The 15,300-nt window shown below is 67.6% G+C and carries 14 protein-coding genes; 3 read left to right on the top strand and 11 right to left on the bottom strand.

Annotated features, from left to right (window positions below):
• From BLU81_RS12835 to BLU81_RS50580, 3 genes are all read left to right on the top strand, one after another.
• A complete protein-coding gene (locus tag BLU81_RS12835) occupies nt 1–942 on the top strand; it encodes an AAA family ATPase (RefSeq protein ID WP_172890537.1) in 942 nt (313 codons plus the stop codon).
• On the top strand, nt 939–2,126 hold the full coding sequence (locus BLU81_RS48010; protein ID WP_157751526.1) for a VWA domain-containing protein: 1,188 nt from the start codon (nt 939–941) through the stop codon (nt 2,124–2,126). The genes BLU81_RS12835 and BLU81_RS48010 overlap by 4 nt, the downstream gene beginning before the upstream one ends.
• Before the next feature lie 101 nt (nt 2,127–2,227).
• Nucleotides 2,228–6,310, top strand: coding sequence for a tetratricopeptide repeat protein (locus BLU81_RS50580; RefSeq protein ID WP_231954469.1), 4,083 nt, complete (start codon nt 2,228–2,230; stop codon nt 6,308–6,310).
• A 181-nt stretch (nt 6,311–6,491) separates the two neighbouring features.
• Here BLU81_RS50580 and BLU81_RS50575 read toward each other — a convergent pair whose 3' ends face one another.
• From BLU81_RS50575 to BLU81_RS12765, 11 genes are all read right to left on the bottom strand, one after another.
• Complete coding sequence (locus BLU81_RS50575; protein ID WP_231954468.1) at nt 6,492–7,550, bottom strand: hypothetical protein; 1,059 nt, start codon at nt 7,548–7,550, stop codon at nt 6,492–6,494.
• Nucleotides 7,551–7,633: 83 nt separating this feature from the next.
• Complete coding sequence (locus tag BLU81_RS48005; RefSeq protein WP_157751525.1) at nt 7,634–7,975, bottom strand: hypothetical protein; 342 nt, start codon at nt 7,973–7,975, stop codon at nt 7,634–7,636.
• 79 nt (nt 7,976–8,054) lie between these two features.
• Nucleotides 8,055–8,396 carry a hypothetical protein gene (locus tag BLU81_RS12805; protein WP_092544595.1) on the bottom strand — a complete coding sequence of 114 codons (342 nt, stop codon included), beginning with the start codon at nt 8,394–8,396 and terminating at the stop codon, nt 8,055–8,057.
• Between the two features lie 37 nt (nt 8,397–8,433).
• On the bottom strand, nt 8,434–8,874 hold the full coding sequence (locus tag BLU81_RS12800) for a hypothetical protein (RefSeq protein WP_092544593.1): 441 nt from the start codon (nt 8,872–8,874) through the stop codon (nt 8,434–8,436).
• Nucleotides 8,871–9,278 (bottom strand): hypothetical protein, encoded by a 408-nt coding sequence (locus tag BLU81_RS12795; protein WP_231954467.1) that lies wholly within the window; start codon nt 9,276–9,278, stop codon nt 8,871–8,873. The genes BLU81_RS12800 and BLU81_RS12795 overlap by 4 nt, the downstream gene beginning before the upstream one ends.
• An 86-nt stretch (nt 9,279–9,364) precedes the next feature.
• The gene (locus BLU81_RS12790) at nt 9,365–10,354 is read right to left on the bottom strand and encodes a DUF932 domain-containing protein (RefSeq protein WP_092544591.1); all 990 of its coding nucleotides are present in this window, start codon (nt 10,352–10,354) and stop codon (nt 9,365–9,367) included.
• Between the two features lie 73 nt (nt 10,355–10,427).
• Nucleotides 10,428–10,982, bottom strand: a complete 555-nt coding sequence (locus BLU81_RS12785; protein WP_092544589.1) for a DprA-like winged helix domain-containing protein — start codon at nt 10,980–10,982, stop codon at nt 10,428–10,430.
• A 74-nt stretch (nt 10,983–11,056) separates the two neighbouring features.
• On the bottom strand, nt 11,057–12,430 hold the full coding sequence (locus tag BLU81_RS12780; RefSeq protein ID WP_157751524.1) for a helix-turn-helix domain-containing protein: 1,374 nt from the start codon (nt 12,428–12,430) through the stop codon (nt 11,057–11,059).
• Nucleotides 12,431–12,569: 139 nt separating this feature from the next.
• Nucleotides 12,570–13,157, bottom strand: coding sequence for a hypothetical protein (locus BLU81_RS12775; RefSeq protein ID WP_231954466.1), 588 nt, complete (start codon nt 13,155–13,157; stop codon nt 12,570–12,572).
• Between the two features lie 90 nt (nt 13,158–13,247).
• A complete protein-coding gene (locus BLU81_RS12770; RefSeq protein ID WP_092556990.1) occupies nt 13,248–13,949 on the bottom strand; it encodes a hypothetical protein in 702 nt (233 codons plus the stop codon).
• Between the two features lie 325 nt (nt 13,950–14,274).
• A complete protein-coding gene (locus tag BLU81_RS12765) occupies nt 14,275–15,132 on the bottom strand; it encodes a replication-relaxation family protein (RefSeq protein ID WP_092544585.1) in 858 nt (285 codons plus the stop codon).
• Nucleotides 15,133–15,300 lie beyond the last annotated feature (168 nt).

Raw genomic sequence — 15,300 nt, 5'->3', positions numbered from 1 at the left:
GTGCAGGTCCGCCGCGCCATCGACACCTCTCTTCGCCTCAAACCGGGCGAGCCGCCGAACGCGCAGACCATTGAGGAGGTCGACTCCCCGCTCGACGCGCCGAAAAAGACCCTCGTGGGACCGGAGCCGTATCTACTGACCGATGCGATATGCGAGGCAGTCAACGTCGCGATCACCTTGGGGCGGCCGTTGCTCGTTCAGGGCGATCCAGGCGTCGGAAAGACCCGGCTTGCACACGCGATCGCCTACCGGCTGGGGCTGCCCCTAGAACAGGCACATGTGAAGTCCACCAGCCGCGCCCGCGACCTCCTTTACACCTTCGACGCCGTACGCCGTCTCTCTGACGCGCAGCTCAGCGGCCTGCAGCACCAGAAGCTCCGGGCGCCAGGTGAATATGTGCGACTCGGCCCGTTGGGCCGGGCGATCGCCCGAGCGCAGGCCGGACGGCGGACGGTCGTGCTGATTGATGAGATCGACAAGGCTGACCTCGACTTTCCAAACGACCTGTTACGCGAATTGGACGAACTGCGGTTCGAGGTCGACGAACTGCCGGAGGTCCGTCACGCCGTCCCGCTCGACCGCCCTGACCTGCGGCCGATCATCATCGTCACGAACAATGAGGAAAAGCAGCTACCCGGTGCTTTCCTGCGCCGTTGCGCCTTCCACTACATCGAGTTTCCCGAGAACAACCTTAACGAGATCCTCGACATGCACGACATCGTCGACAGTGGGCTACGCAACCGCGCCATCCAGATCCTGCTGGATCTACGCAAGCTCGATCTGACCCACCGCCCCGGTCTCAGTGAGCTGCTCGATTGGGTCGAATGTCTGCGCCGGGACGAGGTCGGCGCAGACAAGGTGGCCGAGTTGCCGAGTGTCGGCGCGCTGGTCAAGGACTACGGCGATCTACTGCGAGTTGAGAAGCGGATGCGCTCGAAATGACCGGGTCGGTTCCGGCGTTCGCCAGCGACCTGATTTCACGATTGCGTCGGCGCGGTCTGCCGCTGGGGGTCGACGACTTGGTGACCTTGCGCGCCGCACTCGCTGCCGGGCATGGCCTCGGCTCGACCGAGGCGCTGAGCGCACTGTGTGTGACGCTGTGGGCCACCTCTCGTCGTGACGCCGAGATCATCAGGTCGACACTGCTTCTGGTCGGCCTGCCCGAGTGGTCCATGGCCACGGTCGGCATCGAGGTTGGGGACGTGCCAACACCCTTGCCGGCCTCCGCGCCGCCGTTGAGTCACGCAGAACCCGTCCTGGGATCGCAGCCTGCGGCTGTTGGCGTCGATGATGAGGACTTAAGCATTGCCCAGCCGTCACTCCGCGTTGGCGGAGTTGAACCTCCTCGCTCGGGTCAGTCCGCACCCTTCCTAATCATGAGCCCGCAATATCCGGTGTCGGAGCGTGAGGTCGCAGAAGCATGGCGACGTCTGCGACGCCCGACGCGCCACGGTCCACGCGTCGAACTCGACGTCCAGGCAACAGTGAATCGGTACGCCGCTACCGGCGTGGTCACCGGCCCGGTGCTCATGCCACGCCGGGTTAACGCCGCCCGTCTGCTCCTGCTCATTGACCGGCACGGCTCGATGACACCGTTCCACAACTTCGTCGACCACGTCACCAGATCGATTGTCCGCGCCGCCCGCTTGGACTCGATCACCGTCAGATACTTTCGCAACTCGCCTGGCAACAGCCCTGACCGCAGCGTGCTCACGGAGCTCATCGACCCGGTGTCCGTCGAACTGGACGCCATTGTCGATCGCATTCCGCCGCTTACTGCAGGTTGGGTCTACGACGATCCCGCCCTCACCCGGCGGAGGCCGCTGCGTCGGGTACTCGAGGGACTTGCCCCCGGGTCGGGAGTCGTCGTCGTCAGCGACGCGGGCGCACAACGAGGTTCTCTGGTCGTCACCCGAATTTTCGATGCGGTTGCCCTCGGTCTGGCCGTCACCGCCCAGAACGCGCGCATAGCGTGGCTCAATCCGCTCAGCACCGACCGGTGGATCGACGCCACCGCCGAGCAGATTGCTCGCCATATTTCGATGTATCCGCTGGACCGCGCTGGCATGTACGCGGCGGTCGATGTCCTACGGGGGCGGCCAGCCATGGTGAAAGCGCCGCTGTGAACGCCGTCGCTGCCGGATCGAGGGCTGGCGTCAGACTCGCGGAGGCTTGGGCAAGCTTACCGCCAGGCGCGATCAAACTCGCCTGCCACGCCGCCGTCCCTGTGGTCGTCGATCCGACCTTCCTCAACCTGCTGCGCATCAACTTTTTCATGGACCCGCCGGACGATCTGCCGTGGACCGTCGAGGCCGAGCTTCTGGGCTCACCGCTCTTCCGCGAGTTGGGCGGCGAGCTTTTCGAGATCGATCCCGAGCTACGTCGGTGGCTTCTGGTGAGCCTGCAAAGCGTCTACCGTTGGGAGCGCACGGAACGGGTGGCGCTGCTACTCGAACGCTACTCAGACCTGGTCGGCGCCTGGAGCGGCGAGCCGTACCTTGCCCAGGCCCAACGGCTCACAGCCTTGAGCGTCCTCCACCCGGCCAAGGCGCTCCGTTGGCTCGACGACGTCCAGACGGACGTGACTGCCCAGGTCGAGCTCTCCCCCGACTGGTTCGTCGCGATGCGGGGTCGGCTGGAAGCGCAGCCCGTGTCGACCGTCCGGCTGGACGGTGAGATCGGCGCAGCGGCGCAGCGGTTGCGTTTGGGCGACTCGGCCGCCCGCGCCGATCTCACGGCTCTCGGACTTCTTCCCGGCAGCGACGTGGCCGCTGTAAGCGTGGCTCTCCGGTCTGCACCCGGTTCCGACGAGGAGCTTCAGCTGCTGGAGCGTCTGCGCGGCCTGACTGCGGTCGTCAACCCGCTGGTGCAACCCAACACTGGTCTCAGCGCCACGCAAGGCCAGATGAGGGTCGTCGATGTAGAAATCTTTGAGCAAGCCTCCACGTACATCGAGCTTCACCTGTCCGAGGACGGCGGGCCGCAGGCGACGCGGGGCATGGACCGGGCCAGCGTCGATGCGCTGGCCGAGGCTGTCGACCGTGATTACCGCCGGGACACGGTCGCTCAACGGGTGTTCGCTTCCCCGCTGCTGGCTGAACTCGGCGCGAGGCTGTTCGATTTCCTGGACGGCGATCAGCGCTGGCTCACCTCGGTCCTGCGGCATCCGCCCGGGAGCACCCTACGGATCACGACGGCGGACAAACGGTTGCGGCAACTGCCCTGGGAACTGCTGGCGACCGGCGGCTCGTACCTGGCGGTGGCCGCCGGGTCACCGGTACTCCCGGTACGGGTCGTCGGCACCCACGCTCGCCTGCCCGCCGATACGGCAGCGGGTAACCGGCCGTTGCGGGTGTTGTTCATGGCCACCTCCCCGGAACATGTCGAGCCAGTCCTGAACTTCGAGGCCGAAGAAGCGGCGATCCTGGCGGCGACCTCGCGTACCGGCGCCGAACTGGTCGTCGAGGAGAGCGGCACCCTGGACGGCCTGCGAGCGCTGATGCGCGACTACGGCGACGGCTACTTCGACGTGCTGCACCTGAGCGGGCACGCCACCTTGACCGGCATCGGGCCCGGCTTCGTGGTGGAGGACGAGTTCGGCGCGGCCGTCGCCGCTACCGCCGACCAGATCGCGCAGGCATTGTCCGGCACCTGGCCGCGCCTGGTCTTCGTGTCCGGCAGTGGGACCGCCCACAGCCCTGACAGCGGCGCGTTCCCGTCGATGAGCGAAAGCCTGGTCCGCGCCGGAGCCCCGACCGTGCTGGGCTGGGCACTACCGGTCGGCGACACCTCCGCGACTGACTTCGCCGCGAAATTATACGAGAGCCTGGCCGACGGCGGCCGCCTGGACTGGGCCGTGATCGAGGCACGCCGGCACCTCTACCGAGACGAGAAGAGCCCCAACTGGCATCTGCTGCGCGTCTTCGCCGACCGGTCACCGCTGAGCGCGATGGTCACACCATTGAACACCATGAGGCGGCAAGCGATCCGGGTCCGAGCTGCGGACCAGGCATTCCTGGACCCGCAGACCGGATTGTCCCGGGTCGCGTCCCGTTCCACGTTCGTCGGCCGCCGGCGTGTCATCCAACGCTGCCTGCGCGCCCTCAACCAGCCCGCCGACACTGCGGCCGGGGCCTTGGTCCTACACGGCATGGAGGGCCTGGGAAAGAGCAGCCTCGCCTCCCGGCTACTGGAACGCATGCCCACCCACCAGCGCGCCGTCTGGTACGGCCGTGTCGATGCGATCAAACTACGGGAACTACTCACCAAGATCCGCTTCTCCACCCTGGACCAGCAAGTCGAGGCGACAAAAATCCTCGATACCGAGCAGATCCCCCTCGCCCGCCGACTGCAATTCCTGCTCGACGCCGACGGGCCGCTCGGGCGGACCCCGTGTCTGTTCGTGTTCGACGACTTCGAAGACGGCAACCTCGACGAACGCGACGGCAGCCACGTCCTAGCCCCGCAGATGGCCGACATCCTCCCGGCACTACTGACCGCGATCGATGAGACGGGCAGCCGTAGCCGGGTCATCATCACCAGCCGCTACCGGTTCCCGACCCCGGCCGGTACCCGCGTCACCGTGGAATCGCTGGAAACCCTCACCCCCGTCGAGCAGACCAAGAAGATCAGCAACCTGGCCAACCTGCGCCCCGGCTCACATCTGGACCGCGAAATCCGCCGGCGTGCCATCGCCGCCGCGGACGGCAACCCCGGCTTGCTCGACCGGATCGACCGGATCGTCGCCGACACCACCCTCGACGTCGACGCCCTGCTTACCGCGATCGAGAACGAAACCATCCGATTCCGCGAGAACATCCTTGCCAAGGAACTCCTCGACTCCCAGGATCCCGAGCTACGTCACATGCTCGCCACCGTCAGCGTCGTCGAACTCCCCATCCCCGCCGAAACCGTCCACGCCGTCCACGGCCATCCCGATACCACCCGGTACCTCACCCGCGCCGTCCAACTCGGCCTGATCGAAGAAGGCACCGACCCCACCACCCGCCGGCACCGCTACTACGTCTCCAACGTCCTGCGCCCCCTGCTTTCCCTCACCGACGACGAACACATCCGGGCCTGCGCCGCAGCCGCCCGATCCCTCGGCGAGCTCGGCTTCGGAATATCCGCTGGTCACGGGGAGGAGGTGCACCGTCTGGCCGTATCCAGCGGTGAGACGCTAATCGCCCGGGACATCGGCAGCCAGATGGCGAGGCTTTGGCTTCCTAGGTCCAGGTTCGCCGATGTCGAGGCCATTGCCACCGCCACCCTGACCCTTGGACCGGACGCCGGCGCCTTCTACGATCGGGGCTGGGCACGCCGGGCAACCGGCCGGCCCCGGCCTGCGCTGGACGACTATCAGCAGGCCATCGACCTGTACCGGGAGGCCGGTGACCGCGGCAACGAGGCCGCCACCCTTACTAACATCGGTCTCGTGTACGACGGGCTGGGTGACCGGCAACGGGCGCTGGACTTCTACCAGCAGGCTCTACCCATTCGGCGGGAAGTCGGGGACCGGGCCGGCGAAGCCACCACCCTTACTAACATCGGTCTCGTGTACGACGGGCTGGGTGACCGGCAACGGGCGCTGGACTTCTACCAGCAGGCTCTACCCATTCGGCGGGAAGTCGGGGACCGGGCCGGCGAAGCCACCACCCTTACTAACATCGGTCTCGTGTACGACGGGCTGGGTGACCGGCAACGGGCGCTGGACTTCTACCAGCAGGCTCTACCCATTCGGCGGGAAGTCGGGGACCGGGCCGGCGAAGCCACCACCCTTACTAACATCGGTCTCGTGTACGACGGGCTGGGTGACCGGCAACGGGCGCTGGACTTCTACCAGCAGGCTCTACCCATTCGGCGGGAAGTCGGGGACCGGGCCGGCGAAGCCACCACCCTTACTAACATCGGTCTCGTGTACGACGGGCTGGGTGACCGGCAACGGGCGCTGGACTTCTACCAGCAGGCTCTACCCATTCGGCGGGAAGTCGGGGACCGGGCCGGCGAAGCCACCACCCTTACTAACATCGGTCTCGTGTACGACGGGCTGGGTGACCGGCAACGGGCGCTGGACTTCTACCAGCAGGCTCTACCCATTCGGCGGGAAGTCGGGGACCGGGCCGGCGAAGCCACCACCCGGTACAATATCGCGATGATCCACCGGGCAGGTGGTGATCTCGTTCTGGCGGTCGGTGAACTCGAACGCGTGGTCGACCTCGACCGGCAGGTCGAGCATCCGGACCTGGCGGGCGACACTGCGATGCTCGAACAGGTACGCCACGAACTGACACAGGCCCGTGCTAGGGGCTGATCACCCTCAGCCCGACCGAGGGCGCGTCCCCGGAATCTACCGTCCCGGCCTGGCCGTAGTGGCCAGGAACAACTACAGTGACATCTTCCGATGCCTTGCTGGTGTGAGCGTCCGCTGCTCTGGGTGGCCCGCCCGCTCAAGCCATTTTCAGACCACTTCGACAAACGATGTCTACGTGCTGTCACCTGCATATCGAACAAATCAGTGCATATGCAATTTTGTCAGAATAGTACATCGAGATGTGGACGTGGTTGGTGTGCCAGCCGGACGGATCGTCGCTCCCATAGGGGTTGTCGTAGGCGTGCCATCTCTGTTCGGGTGTCCAGATCATCCGGAACCAGATGACGTACTTGATGCCGAGGCGGTCGGCGTTGGCTACGGCCCAGGCCGCCATCGCGTCCCCTCTGGCCTTCTGCGCGCCGGTCGCTTCGCCGCCGGAGGTCATCATAAAGTCACACGCCCGGCCTTTGGGGTGTTCCCCGTGGTCGTCCACGCGGTAGCAACTGGGCTTCGGCCAGCCGGCGGCAGTGGTCTGCTGGACGAGATGCAGGGTGCGCGGGGTGAGACAGCCGGTTCCGGTCGTCGGGTCCGGAATGATGGAGCATGTCTCCTCGGGCCAGGAGCCGTCCGGGTTGCGGGGCGCCGGTTCGGCGCTGCCGAACGGCATCGCTGAGCAGTCGAGGCCGATCTCACCGGCCCCGTATTGATCAACTAAGGCGATAGCGTCGTTGGTCCACTTTGCGTACGCGTCGGGATAGGCGCTCACCTGGACCGCCTGGGCCGCCTCCGTGAGCGGCATTGTCTGCCACCCGGTGATGGTCTTGAGTTTGTCGTAGAACTTGCCCGCCTGGTACGCGGGATCGGCCAGTTGCTCGGGTGTGCCCCATCCTTGGCTTGGGCGCTGCTGGAAGACGCCGATGGAGTCGTGGTCGTTGTCGGCCCCGAGGTAGGGCAGGTTCCGTAGTCCGGATTCCTGCATGGCGACCGCGAGGGCGATGGTCTGGCCCCAGCTGCCGACGCCTTTGGTGACGCCGACCTCGATGATGGTCACGGCGATGTTGATTTGGTTGGTGTCCCATTTCGTAGTGTCCGCCGGTTGTCCGGACGTGTCGGTACTCGGCGTGGTGGCGACCGTGCATGCTCCGGAGCCGCCGCCCATCACGGCGGACAGCAGCAGCATGGGCAGTCCGAGGCAGGCGAGGATGACGATGGTGACGATGCCGAGGATGGCCTTGGTCATAGGCGATGCCTTTCGGTGAAGACAAAAAGGGCCGGGCTGCGCGCGGGTGCGCGGCCGGCCGGAGGAAGGCGATCAGGGATTGGTCAGAGGCAGTGCGTGAACGCGACCAGCCGGGCGTGCACCTCGGCCAGCAACGTGCTGACGAGGGTGTCGGCGTCGGCCAGTGGGTGGCCGTCGGTGACGGGGGTTGCGCAGCGCCAGTCCCAGTGCCCCGGCTGCAAGGCGGGCACGAACCAGAGCGCGTCGGCGCGGTCGAGGAACAACGCGCCGTTGATCTGTGGAGCGAGCACGGTTATGGGCTGGCTGGCGCAGCTGGTCAGGCACCGGCAGCCCGGCGCGTTGTAGGCCGAGCGCGGTAGCCCGCGGTGGATGGGGCAGTTGCAATCGCAGGCGAGGTCGTAGGCCGGGCGAGGGGTCTGGTACATAGCTGTCTCCCCAAGGGTCGTGAAACACAAAAGGGCCGTGGGCCGCCCGCGCGGGCGGCCCACCTTGGATTTGCAGGTTTCAGAGGTTGAAGACCTCGGGGTTCGCGAGCACGTGAACGAGCTCCCGCAACCGGCTCTCGATCACCACGCTCGCGTGGTAGAAGTCGTGCCGGGTGTCGATCTCTCCGGCGTTCCCCCAGTCCCAGGTGCCGTCAGTCAGGGCGGGAACCTGCCAGAGGTAACCGGCTTGGTCGAGGAAGAGCGCGCAGTTCCAGCGGTCGGCCAGCAGGGTGAGGGGCTGGGTGGCGCAAGCGATCGTGCACGCGCAGCCGAACTCGTCGTAGGTGAGCCGGGTCCGCTTGTGGTGCACGGGGCAGCGGCAGTCGCATGGGCGCTGCCATGGCATCAGGTAGGTCAGCATCGTGTCTCCGTATCGATGTCGACGGGGGTGTCGGTGGTCAGGAGTCGGGGCGGATGAGGCTGGTGCCGCCGGGGCCGAGGAGCTTGTCGTGCTGGACGGCTCGGGTTTCCTCGACGGTGAGCAGGTAGGCCGGCAGTTGCGGTATGCCTTTGCGCCAGGCGTGGTAGAGCCGGTGTACGCCGTCGATCAGCAGCGCGGCGGGCGACTGGTCGCCGATACGGACCATGCCGAGCAGCACCGGGTTGGTCAGGTCGGTGCTCATCGCGTACAGCCGGTCGAGGCCGTCGGAGGTAGGACCGATGAGATTGGCCGTCGTGCGGTCGGAATCGTCGAGACGGGTCAGGCCGTACCCGGTCGCCCATGCCGTGACGTCGAGGGCGAGGGTGTCGCGGAGCGCGGCGTCGATCAGCGCCAGGGCGGCGTCGATGTCGAAGACGTACGGGCCGAAGTGGAACCACTGTGGCTGCCTGTCTGTCATCGTTCGCCTCGCTTCGTGGCGAGGGACGTATAGATGCGGATGCATCGCAAGATCAGCTCGTGCGAGGGCAGTTTCAGGAGGCGTTGCCGTTTGTCCTCGCGCAGGTTGTCCCATATCAGGACAGTGACGCTGGCGGACCAGACGTCGACCAGGACCCCGTCGATCTTGGCGTACTGGCGCTCGGCGACGATGCGGCGCAGCGTGTCGATGAGGGTGGCGTCGCCGATCGGGTGGTTGGCGTCGTCGGGCCGGGCCGCCTCCTCGTACTGGGTGAGGCAGTCCTCGCAGGTGTGGGCTCGGGGCGGATCTTCGGTCTCCCACCGGCGGACCTTGTCGACGGGGATCCCGCAGACCGACTGGCGCGGGTCGCGGGGATGCCGCAGATGAGGGGTTATCGCGATCATCAGCTCGTGTCCTTTCGCGGGTACGAGCCGGGGCGTGTTGGCCCCGCGCGGGCTCAACACGCCCCAGGCGGGTGGAGGGTTGGTGGTTAGACCTTCAGCAGGTCGAAGGCGACGAGCTTGAGATCGCCGGTGGTGCCGGTGAGCACGCGGTTGGCGCGGACCAGTTCGTTCTTGGCGGGCTGGTAGTGGTCCAGGTACTCGGTGATGGCCTGGTAGCCGGCCCACCGGCTGCCCGTGATGGCCTTCTGGGTGTCGGCCTCGGTGATTAGGTACTTCAGGGTGCCGAGCCGCTGCTTGGCGTTGCGGCGGGTGGTGTCGGAGGCGTTGTCCTTGACCGGCCACACCTGCCCGACGACCTGCTCGAACTCCCGCATGAGCAGCGGAGTATTCAGCATCCGCTCGGCGGCCTTCTCGAAGGTGTCCATGTATTTCCACATCAGCCCGAGCGCTTCGCGGGCCTGGCTGATCTGGGAGCCGACGTTCGAGGTGTGCCGGAAGGTGTAGTGCCCGACCGCCGCCTCGAACGCGGCTCGCTGGGTGTTGGCGCACACGACCCGGATCGGGCTGGCGTCCACCCGCAGCGCGGCGGTCCCGTCGTGGCTGGTGGTGCCGATCAGGTAGAGGTCCATCCGGTCGACTCCGGCGATCTGCATCGCGTCGGGCAGCTTGAGCGTGACGAATACGCTCTTACCGCGCCGCAGACTGCCGGCCGTCTCGAAGTGGGCGCCGCCGACCTGGTCCACGAGTCGGTCGAGCATCTCGGCGCACTGCTCGTTCTGGACCACGGTGTAGTCGGTGCCGACGATGCCCAGATACTCCGTGGCCCCGGTGACCGGGTTGCGGCGTACGGTCATCTGCTTATCGTCAGCGGGGATGTGCACCTCGACGCCGTCGACGATGTCGATGCCGACCGTGCGGATGGTCCGTACGCCCCAGTTGCCGAGCTGGGCGGCGGCCATGATCTCTTCGGCCTTCATGGTGTTCTGGGTGACGGTGCCGAGCCGGTGCCAGGCCGACAGGCGGGCGCTGGCGAACGCGGTACTGCCATCGGCGAATTGCTCGAGTTCGTGTGGCATGAAAGCTCCTTTCGGATACAGGTGCGGGGCCGAGCAGACGCTCGGCCCCGCGATGGAATGAGTGGGTGGTCAGTCAGGGCTGAGGGGTGCGGTCTTCGTCGGCCGGCATCCTGGCCGTCGGGAAGGCGAACGCGATCGGTGCTTCGGCGACCTGGGCGAGGCTGCCAGTGGACGTCAGGAGCAGGCAGCAGTTGAGGACAGCGGCCGTGCCGAGGTGACGGCCGGTCGCAGCCGTGATGCCTCGGGCGATCTCGTACGGTTTCAGCGGCTGGCCGGGGTTGGCGGCGCAGTAGGCGCTGACCAGGTCAGCCGACGCCGCATCGACCTGGCTGTCGCCTTTGGCCAAGGCCACACCGCCGTCGTGGCGGTGCACGAGGTCCGCCAGTTCCAGCAAGGGCAGCCGCCGTAGCACGATGCGCAGCGGGAGCCCCGTGCGCGCGGCCAGTTGCTCCGGCGTTACGGAGCCACGGTCGGGCATCGCGCGCATGATCTGCGCCGACTCGTTGTCTAGCTGATCGTACGGCTGCCGAGGACCGTCGCCCGGCGGCGTGTGGTGTTGCCTGGTGCTGCCGACTACTGCGGGTCGGTCGGCCGGTGCGCCGGAACCGGCTCCGGGGAGGTCGGTCATGGATGTTGCTCCTCTCGTGGAACGGGTGCGGGGCCGGGCGCATGTGCGCTCGGCCCCGCGAGGTTGGGAATCGGTCAGGACTGCTGGGCGTCGCCGCTGTCCTGGTTGTTGTCGGTCTGCTCGGCCTGGTCGTCGCCCGAACCGTCGCCGTGGTCGTTCTGCTCGGCTTCCGTCTCGGCGTCGCCGGTGTCGTCGTTGACGACGGGCTTCGGGAAGACGAAGGTCAGCGGCGCTTCGGAGACCAGCAGGATGTTGCCCGCGGCGGCGGCCTTGGTGCAGTTGTTGCGCACCGCGCCGGAGCTGACGTTGCGACCGCCCAGCTTCGCGCTGATCGCGGTGGCGATCTCCTGCGGAGTCATCGGCTGGCCGGGGCGGGCGGCCAGCTCGGCGACGGTCAGCTTCTCCAACTCGCCGCGCTGGAAGGGCTGGTTGCCGTCGGCGTTGGCGGTCGCGTCGCTGCGGTGCCCCAGGGGGATCGGGGTGTTGTTCAGCGTGCGCGGGGGCAGCCGAGTCGGCAGTTTGACGGCGTGGACCTCGTCGTCCGGGCCGACGATGTGCAGGGTTCCGTCGGTGCGGATCAGGCTCTGTACCGCGGCGACGGCGGCCGGGGTGCTCGTGACACCGCGGATCACCTGGAAGCACAGCGCGCAGCGCGGCGGCTCCGGGTTCGGGTCGACCTCGGATGCCTTGGTCGGTCCGGCGATCCACCGTTCGGGCTGGCCCGTTTTGGGCGGCAGGCGGCGGGCGGCGTCGGCCTGCTGCATCGCGTCGAGCAGCCGGATGGTGGTGGGGTGGCTGATGCCGCTCTCGGCGACGATCATGTCGACGGCCGCGCCGTCGTCGCCGAATTCGGCCAGGACACCCTTGATGGCCATGACCTTGCGATCGCCGGGACGGGGCGGTGCAACGACCGTACGCGGTTCGCCCGTGGCCGGGGCGTCCGTGTCCTCCTTATCATCCTGGTCCTGGTCCTCATCGCCGTCGTCCTCATCGCCGTCGTCCTCGTCACCTTGGCCGTCGCCGTCTCCGTCGGACGTGGCCTGCTCGCCGGTGGCCTCGTCGCCGGAGTTACCGGTTTCCGTAGGCTGGCTGTCGTCGTCGCCGGTCGGCGAACTCTCGTCGCTGGCTGCCTCGTCGGCCGGGTCGGAGTCCGGCTCGTCCGCCGGCTCGTCCGGGCTGGCGGTGTTCTCGTCGGCGATGTCGGCCGCGTCCAGCGCGGCGGCGGTGTCGTCCGACAGGGTCCAGCGGGCGGGTGTGCCCTCGGCCGCGTCGCCGCCGAGGTCGATCTCGACGATCAGACCGGCGTCGGCCAGGGTTCGGATGGCCTTGTCGGTGGTGGACCGGGCCTTGCCCGATTTCTCGGCCAGTTCGTGGACGTTGCCCTGGCCGAGTTCGGCCAGCGCTGTGAGGACGGCCTGGGTGGCAGGCGTCAGGGACTGCAATTGCATGGGGTTTCCCTCCTCGGGAATAAGGGGTGACGCCCCGGCACCGGACGGCGCTGGGGATGGTTCTCGACGGCGCGTGCGACCGACGGGTGGCCACGCGCGAGTCGAGGGGTGAACGCCCGGCGCGAATGGGCCGGGGTGATCAGCGGCGGGAGATCCGGCGTTCGCCGGTGGCCCGTAGGTGGTAGAGGCGGTCCTCGACGCGGTCGCGGTAGATCCCGGCGATGCCGTGGCTCAGGCGAACGGGGCCGGGGAACTCTGCGGGGTCGAGTTCGACGTCGGCCGTGTTGATCTGAGCCCGTACGGCTCGTCCGGCGATCTTCTGCTTGCGCAGATAGTCGTGGTGCGGCAGGACGATCAGGACGGTGTCGCCGGGGTTGACGTAGCGGCGCCGGACCGGCTGCACCGGGTTCGTCGCGACGTGTCCGGTGCGGTCGGGATCGGTGATGAGCCGGTCGAGGTGAAGGCGCGCACCGTGGTAGTCGCTGACGTGGCCGCTGATCTCGTCGAGCCTGCCCGCCAGCACCGTGGGCGAGCTGTTCAGGTCGTCGCCGTTGATGAGCAGAGTCCGCAACTCGTCCACCGCCGTGAGCAGCACCTCACGGGCGAGGCGAACCTGATCCGCGGATGCCGGGAACGCTGCGGCGGCCGGGACGGGATCGGCGGCGTGCTGGTCGAGGGTCCGCCCGGTGGTCCGGACGATCCACCTCTCCACCAGGTCGAGGTACATCACGGGTCTCCTTTCACATGGTTCGGGCACGCCGAAGACCGGTCACAGCGGAGCTGTGGCCGGTCTTCGAGGTGCGGTGGAGGGGGTGGGTCAGGCGATGGCGACGGCGCACAGCCGTGCGCGGTTGTGCAGGGTGCGCAGGTACATGCACGCCTCGTTGAGGAACCGCAGCCGGTCGGCTGCGGTGTTGGTGGCGGGCCGCATGATGCGTCCGTCGGTGGTGATCAGCGCGTCGCCGACAAGGGCGGCTCGCCAGTAGAGGCCCGCGTAGGTGGCCTCGCCGGCCTGGTAGAGCGACAACTCGTACGGGTCGAAGACGTGGCCGCCGCTGAAGGCGAGCATCGCCAGGACGCGGGGCTGCTGCTCGAAGCGGCGACGGGCCTCGGCCAGGCTGACCTTGGCCGGTTCGGCGTGGTGCTGGGCGAGGAAGTCCTCCCAGAGCCGGGCGGGCTTCGTCGTGGCGTTGATGTGGTAGTTCCAGGCGCGCCAGCGGGCGACGGCCTCGTTCGTGGCGATCATGGACATGCCGGACAGATCGAGTCGGCTCTTACGGCCTCCGGCAGCGAGGGTGATGGCGCCGAACTTACGGGCGGCGTCGAGCAGGTAGTAGCCGAGGAATCGGGTCAGCCAGCCGATGAACTTGCGGTGCCGCACACGGAACCGGCGGGCGGGGGTGCCGTTGGCATTCATGAGGTCGTTGACCTTCTCACTGGCGGCGAACCAGTCGGCGTCCTCGCCGGGGTTGAAGCAGACAGTGACGATCTGATCGGTCAGCGGGGCGGACGTGGGCATGGCGGTGCTCCCTTCGCGAAGCGGGTTGGGGGTGGTGATGCGCGGTGGTGCCACCGGATCGCGGCGTCTGGACCGGCGGGAAGCTGCCGAAAGGAATGCGCGGGGCGCAGATCACGAGCCGACCGGAGACGGTGGGCTACGGGTGAGCTGGGCCGGGCACCGGCAGTCCCGCGAGGCGGGTCGAGACGGGCGGCGGTGCGAACAAAAAGGAAAGAGAAGAAGCTGCACCGTAGCTTCATGATCTGACAGCACCGCCTCTGTCAGGATTCGCGATCATGCCCTTGACCTGGGCTGACAGGTCGAGCCGTGCAGCTGTCAGCGGCTGTCAGGCACGGAAGACGCCACCTGCGAGGTTCGGGTTGCCCGCTATGGGCTGGCCGTGGTCGCTGGGCAGCTCGGCCAGGGAGACCCGGCTGGTGGAGCCGCGCGGGAGCCACACGCGGGCGGCGGGATCGGCGGCGTGGGTGGCGGTGGCGACCGGGACGCCGGTGTGCTGGCCGGGTAGAAGCCGGTGCAGGTGTTCTTCGCGTTGCTCGCTGCCGAGCCAGAACAGCACCGGGTATCGGGTGCCGCCGCTGTCGCGGATGAACGTCGCGTACTTGTCGAGTTTCGCCACAACCCGGCTACCGAGGGCTTCGCTGCCGGTGTCGGCCTCCAGGAAGAAGCCGACTGTGACGGCGTCGGCGGTCCAGAGGCCGTGCCCGTCGGCGGTGATGGTCCGGAACTGCTTGTGGGTGACCTGCTCGGACCACCACCGATCGAGGCGGGCGTCGTCGTGCCGGCGGGCGTGCTCGATCAGACGCACGAAGAACTCGTTGGTCAGCACGAGGTGGATCAGGTGCGGGTTGGCCGACAGCCGTTGCACGGTCTGATTGCTTGATCGGGTGGTGGGCTCGGGCCGTTGGTGGGCGGCGGCTTGGAAGCGTTGTCCGTTGTGGCCGAGCGTCCAGTGCCATGGCTGGCTGCCGCCGCCGTCGCGGGGGAACCGGAACCGTTCGATCAGGCCGAGGGCGGCCAGCTCGTTGAGCCGGATCTGGCAGGTTCGCCGCGCGGTGAACAGCATGCGGTGGATCTGGCCGGTGGTCAGGACCTGGTGGTCGTCGAGGAGTTGGAGCAGGAGCCGGTCACGGCTGGTGATATGGGGGTAGATGGACAGCAGGCTGGCCGTGCGAGAGAGCGGCATAGACGTCACCCCCGGTGGGAGAAGGACACCCTGTAGGGAGTCTGGACGTGTGGATCTTGAATTTGGGGTCGCCGGTGGCCGGGTTTGCCCAGCTCAGGTACCTGACAGACGGCGGGCAGGGGGCTCGTCTGGGGTCTCGTGTCGCAGACACCCCCAAACGAGCCCCCG

Source organism: Actinoplanes derwentensis, from assembly GCF_900104725.1.
Classification (GTDB): Bacteria; Actinomycetota; Actinomycetes; order Mycobacteriales; family Micromonosporaceae; genus Actinoplanes; species Actinoplanes derwentensis.
The sequence above is the reverse complement of the archived record's forward strand: the minus strand, read 5'-3'. Positions and strand labels throughout refer to the sequence as shown.